Below are 5,774 nucleotides of genomic sequence, written 5' to 3'. Positions count from 1 at the left end.
CGCCAATGGCAACTGCTGCGGACGCTCTCCGCGCGGCGGCTGGGCGCCAGCGTGCAAGAAATGGCCGCGGAACTCTCCGTCACGGAGAAGACCATCCGCCGCGACCTGGCCACGTTCCAGCTCGCCGGCTTCCCTCTTATCGAAACCGTGGGCGACCGCGGCCGCAAAAACTGGCGCGTCCGCACCGCCGGCGACGTGCCGGAAATCGGCTTCACCCTCGATGAAGCCCTGGCCTTGTACCTCGGCCGCCGGCTGCTCGATCCCTTGGCCGGCACCGTCGTGGGCGAGGCCGCGCAGCGGGCGTTCGCCAAAGTCCGCGCCTGCCTGGGCAAGGCCGCCCTGCAATACGTCGAACGCCTGGCCGCCCACCTGCACGTCACCCCCCTGGGCGCAGGCGACTACGCCCGCCAGCGCGAGCACCTCAACGACCTGCTCGCCGCCGTCGCCGACTCTCTGCAAACGGTGGTGTCGTATCAATCCGCCCGCGCCACAGAGCCGGTGGAGTACCAGATCAACCCGCTGGGCATCGCCCAGCATCGCGGCTCGCTGTACGTGGTGGCCTGGTCGCACGACCACGGCGAAGTGCGGACGTTCAAGCTCGACCGCATCGACGCGGTGGAAGTCAGCGGCTTGCCGTTCCAGCGTCCCGCCGGCTTCGACGTGCGGCAGTACTTGTCCGGCTCGTTCGGGGTGTTCCATGCCGCCGGCGACGTGGCGGTCCGCGTTCGCTTCGCCCCCGCCGTCGCCCGCTACGTGCAAGAAGGCCGCTGGCACGCCAGCCAGCGTCTCACTCCGCAGAAAGACGGCAGCCTGCTGGCCGACTTCCGCCTCAGCGGTTTTGAGGAGATCAAGCGTTGGCTGCTGTCATTTGGAAAACACGCAGAAGTGCTTGAACCACCGATATTACGCGAGGAACTCGAAGCCGAAATTTCCGCGATGGTTCAGTTGTATTTAGCCGAACGTGCGTGATGGTTTTGGCTCTAGGGATGCGCCACAATTTTCATCGCCTTTAGCATCGTCCTTCGTCGCAGTGGGCCGCGTGGAAACGGCTTCCTTCAAATTGGCGTTAGGACCAGGTAGATCTCCGAGTTCCAGTCGCAACTGCTCGGTTGCCTCGCACAAATCGGTAGGCAGGGGTTCATGCCATCCGACAACATGTACAACAATCTTCACCTCTCGACCTCCTGTTTCGATGTGGGCCGCTAACAACAACAGTACAGCACGGATAATTGGGCCGCGGCTCGTGAACCGCGGGAACAGCGCGCCGCTTACGCTGCTGCCTTCTTGCGGGCATTTCTTCAATAGGGCTACCCCTTGCGGCAATGCATCGCCGAGATTAACATCGGAGCGACGAGGTGTCAAGGCTGCTGCCTTGTTAAAGAGCATTCAAGATGTTGTCATCCTGCTGAATGGTCGGCTAAGAAGATTGACATCGCCCGGCTGCGCGATAAGGTGTACGGGCGTATCGTTATTTCAGAGGAATGCGAATGAGTAACGCGACGAAGAATCCGGAATCGTCCTTCGAGTCGTTCTTCCGTCAAGCCACGGGGACCGACCCCTATCCGTATCAATCGCGATTCGCCACCGCTGACGATATCCCCCATCTCATCCAAGCGCCAACCGGTGCTGGCAAGACGGCAACCGCGATTCTCGGCTGGCTCTATCGGCGTCAGCAATTTCCCGATCAAACGCCCCGGCGGCTCGTCTACTGTTTGCCGATGCGCGTCTTGGTCGAGCAGTCAGAACGAGAGGCGATGAAGTGGATTGAAAACCTCAAATTAGCTGTTCCGGTTCATGTACTCATGGGCGGAGCCGACACGGAAAAATGGTATCTACAGCCGGAAGTGCCCGCCGTGCTGATCGGCACGCAGGACATGCTTCTATCGCGGGCGCTCAATCGCGGGTACGCGGCCAGCCGATTCCACTGGCCGATTGACTTCGCGTTGCTCAATAACGACAGCCTGTGGGTGTTCGATGAGCCGCAACTCATGGCTGGGGGCGTCAGCACGTCGTCGCAACTGGCCGGATTGCGTAAATCGCTGGACGTTTACGGTAGCTGCCCTTCGGTATGGATGTCCGCCACTCTCGAGCCGGATTGGCTGGACACCATCGATTTCGCGGGGAAGTTCCCCGCCCCGCCGTTGGAGCTCACGAGCGAGGATTATGACCCGCAACGGAACCTCTACAAACGCATGACCGCCGACAAGACGTTGCGGCAAGTGGATGTGGGGTCGTCCGGCGATATGAGGGATGTCGCCAAGCGGGTTTGGGAACTGCATCAACACGGAACGCAAACACTGGTCGTCGTTAATGTGGTCGAGCGGGCGAAGGCCGTGTACCGGGCATTGCAGTCCCTTCGGAAGAAGTCCGAGGCGCCCGCGCTTTTGCTGGTTCACTCCCGCTTCCGGCCGCACGAGCGAAAGCGGCTCAACGACGAGCTGCAGCGCAAGGATGCGGGCAACCGCATCATCGTCGCCACGCAGGTGGTAGAAGCCGGAGTGGACATCTCCGCCCGCACATTGATTACGGAGCTGGCGCCCTGGGCCAGCATCGTGCAACGCGCGGGGCGCTGCAATCGCACCGGCGACGATGGGCCGGGCACGGTGTACTGGATCGACCTCAACGAAAAGCTCGCGCTCCCCTATGAGGCGACAGATATCGACTTCGCCCGGCAGAAAGTGAAGAAGCTCGAAGGGCAGGACGTTTCGCCGCGGGCGTTAGAGGAATTCAAGAAGGCCGAAAACCTGAAGCTGCCATTCGAGCATAAGCACGTCCTCCGTCGCCGCGACCTGCTAGACCTCTTCGACACTTCGCCAGACCTTTCGGGCAACGACATTGACATCGCCCGCTTCGTGCGGAGCGACGATCCGGACACCGACGTGCAAGTCTTCTGGCGTGAGTGGAGCGGCGATGCGCCCCCGCCGGAAGAGCCGCGACCGGCGCGGGCGGAACTCTGCTCGGTCCCCATTATGTCCGCCAAAAAGTTCCTCGAAACGCTCGACGACAAACGGGGGGAAGGGTACATCTGGGACCACCTCAGCGAGGAGTGGGTGCCGGTCGCTCCCAGGCAAGTGCGGCCGGGAATGGTGATCATGCTGCCGACGACGGCCGGGGGTTACGCGGCGGCGTCAAACTCTTCTCCCGAGGCCTCGGAAGTCGGTTGGGATCCGACGTCGATGGCGGCCGTGGAATCGCTTAGGCCCGCTAACGCGCCGCCGGAGGACAGTGCGAAATCCGATCCCGAGTCCGTCCATCAACTGCCCAATCCGCTGAGCGTCGCCCAACATACGAACAACGTATGTGCGGAATTGGAGCTAGTCCTGGCTTCGCTGCCAGCAATTGACGCATTCGACGGGCACCTTGCGAAGGCCGCGCGCTGGCACGACGCCGGCAAGGCGCACGCGACATTCCAAGAGGCGGTGCGCAAGGTGAACCCGTCGCTCGACGCCGAAACGCTCTGGGCCAAATCGGGAAAGAAAGGCAAGCTGGCCTACCGTCCGCCGTACTTTCGCCACGAGTTGGCGTCCGCCTTGGCGGCTCTACGGCACGGACTGGCGTTCGAGGCGGCGTATTTGATCGCCGCCCATCACGGAAAGGTGCGATTGAGCATTCGCAGCTTGCCGGACGAAGAATTGCCGGACGACGGCAGACTGTTCGCCTTGGGCGTCGGCGATGGCGATACGCTGCCGGAAGTCGATCTGGGGGACGAATCCTGCCCCGCCACGGAACTCGACCTCACGCCGATGCGGCTGGGCGGAGAGTCCAGTTGGACCGGGCGGGCGCTGAAGCTCCTGGCCGAACTGGGGCCGTTCCGTCTGGCGTACTTGGAAACACTGTTGCGAACGGCCGACGTACGCGCCAGCCGAAAGGAGGCCGGTCATGCCTGAGATTCCCATGCCGGGCTGCACGCCCGAGCCGCTGATGAGTTACCTCAAGGCGCTCGGCGTCTTCCGGTTGGTGGCGGAGCAAGCGGATCCCGATGCGCGGCTGTCTTGGCGCGGAGGCATCGCCGTTTTGCACACGAGTCTCCATCGCGATCGGCTGGAGCGGTTCTTTCTGGAGGAGTATCGGCCGACGCCGATTAGCAGTCCCTGGAACGGCGGGAGCGGCTTTTACCGCACTTGGGACTCAAAGGCGCTGAGATTTCGCAGCCGGGAAGCGGTAGACCACGTCTCGTTCGTGCAGCAATCGACGTCGGAACGATTGCTGCCGTATCGAGAAGCCCTCTCACATGTTCAAGCGGCGCTCAATCAGTATGCCCGGCCGATCGATGTTCGCTCGATGCCCGAGAAGGAGCGGAAGGCAACTCTTCTGTTGGATGAATCCTCGGGAATTCTCGATGCGGACCAACCGGGACTATTGCCGTATCTTCGCGCGACGTTGCCAGACGAATCTGTCTGTTGGCTGGATACTGCGTTGTTGCTTCAGACCGAGGACACTCGCGCTGCTCCATTGTTCATTTCTGGCGGGAACGATGGTAACTTTGATTTTTCGGTGACGTTTATTGGTTCACTTCGAAAGGTCTTTGCCGAGCCGAAGCGTTCCGTCGGCTGGTTGAAGTCGTCTGTCTTTGCGGACGGAGGCGAGCCGTTGGACGCTGGAACCGCTGGGCACTTCAACCCAGCGGGTTTGGGAGGCCCCAACGGCGGTCAAGGTTTCGTTGGCACGGGCGGGGTCAATCCATGGGACTTCGTCTTCATGATGGAAGGCGCGGTCATGATGGCCGGCGCCGTGTCGAGGCGATTTGGTACGCAGACTGGCGATCGATCTTCCTTCCCGTTCTGTGTTTCTCCGGTTGCCATAGGATTTGGCTCCGCAGACAAGAGCGACGAATCGAGCGATAGCTGTCGAACTGAGTTGTGGTTGCCGCAATGGTCCAACGCATCGACTCTAGCGGAATTGCGTTACCTATTCGCCGAGGGTCGCGCGCAGTTTGGACGTGGACAGGCTCGAAATGCAGTTCAGTTTGCGCTGGCGACTTGCATGCTCGGTGTCAATCGCGGCATAGATTCGTTCGTCCGCTTCAGCTTTTTAAGGCGATTTGGCAAGATGTTCCTTGCTGTGCCACTTGGACGAATTCCGGTGACGCCGCGTCCGACGAGGCAACTCCTGGACGATCCGCAGCTCGTCAACTGGATTGACCGCCTCCGGTTGGCGTGTCGTGATAACGACAAGACTCCGGCACGCTTCCAAGCCGCGCTGCGGGACATCGACCAGACGATATTCGCGTTCGCCAACCGAAGCGCGCCGGGCGGCGACGCGAAGTACCTGCTCGACGTCCTACGGGCAGTGGGCCGCGCCGAGCGGACTTTCGCCACCGAGGGCTTGAGTTGGTTGAAGGACAAGACTTACGGTTGGAAAGTCAGACCGCTGTTCGGTCTGTTGTCGCAGTGGCTCGACCAGCTAGTGGACCAAGGTGCGGAGTTTCGGCTCGCCGCCAGTTTGGCAGGCATCCGCCCATCGCGCGATGGGGCCGTCCGTTCGCTGCGGGCATTCTTGGAGCCGGTCGAAGTCACGAAATACGTGAACTGGTCGCCCGGCAGCACAACCGCCGTCTGGTCGCATCGCCCGCTGGCGGCCAACCTCGCCGCAGTCTTCCGTCGCCGGCAAATGGAGGCTTTCCGGGCGGGAGAGTCCGGCGTGCCGCTGGACTCGCTCCGCTGGGCGCGGCTCGAGGACGTTCTCGCGTTTCTCAACGAACAGACCGACGACGAAGTACTGGCGGATCTGATCTGGGGACTGATCGCGGTCAAACCGGACGCGCAGGAACCCTT

General features: G+C 61.9%; 4 protein-coding genes. 3 read left to right on the top strand and 1 reads right to left on the bottom strand.

Annotation, left to right across the window (positions count from 1 at the left end; translation table 11 throughout):
- Nucleotides 1–969, top strand: a 969-nt coding sequence (locus tag SGJ19_18145) for a WYL domain-containing protein (GenBank protein ID MDZ4782172.1), incomplete at its 5' end; no start/stop codon positions are given.
- Here the strand turns inward: SGJ19_18145 and SGJ19_18140 are convergent.
- The gene (locus SGJ19_18140; GenBank protein MDZ4782171.1) at nt 952–1,386 is read right to left on the bottom strand and encodes a hypothetical protein; all 435 of its coding nucleotides are present in this window, start codon (nt 1,384–1,386) and stop codon (nt 952–954) included. The genes SGJ19_18145 and SGJ19_18140 overlap by 18 nt on opposite strands.
- A 101-nt stretch (nt 1,387–1,487) precedes the next feature.
- Here SGJ19_18140 and cas3 point away from each other — a divergent pair, with 101 nt between their 5' ends.
- Both cas3 and csx17 read left to right on the top strand, forming a co-directional pair.
- Nucleotides 1,488–3,887: a CRISPR-associated helicase Cas3' gene (gene cas3, locus SGJ19_18135; protein ID MDZ4782170.1), complete on the top strand. Its 2,400-nt coding sequence runs from the start codon at nt 1,488–1,490 to the stop codon at nt 3,885–3,887.
- Nucleotides 3,880–5,774 (top strand): type I-U CRISPR-associated protein Csx17 (csx17, locus tag SGJ19_18130; protein ID MDZ4782169.1); only part of this gene is annotated, 1,895 nt, incomplete at its 3' end. The genes cas3 and csx17, both read left to right, overlap by 8 nt.

Source organism: Planctomycetia bacterium, from assembly GCA_034440135.1.
Taxonomy (GTDB): Bacteria; Planctomycetota; Planctomycetia; order Pirellulales; family JALHLM01; genus JALHLM01.
The sequence above is the reverse complement of the archived record's forward strand: the minus strand, read 5'-3'. Positions and strand labels throughout refer to the sequence as shown.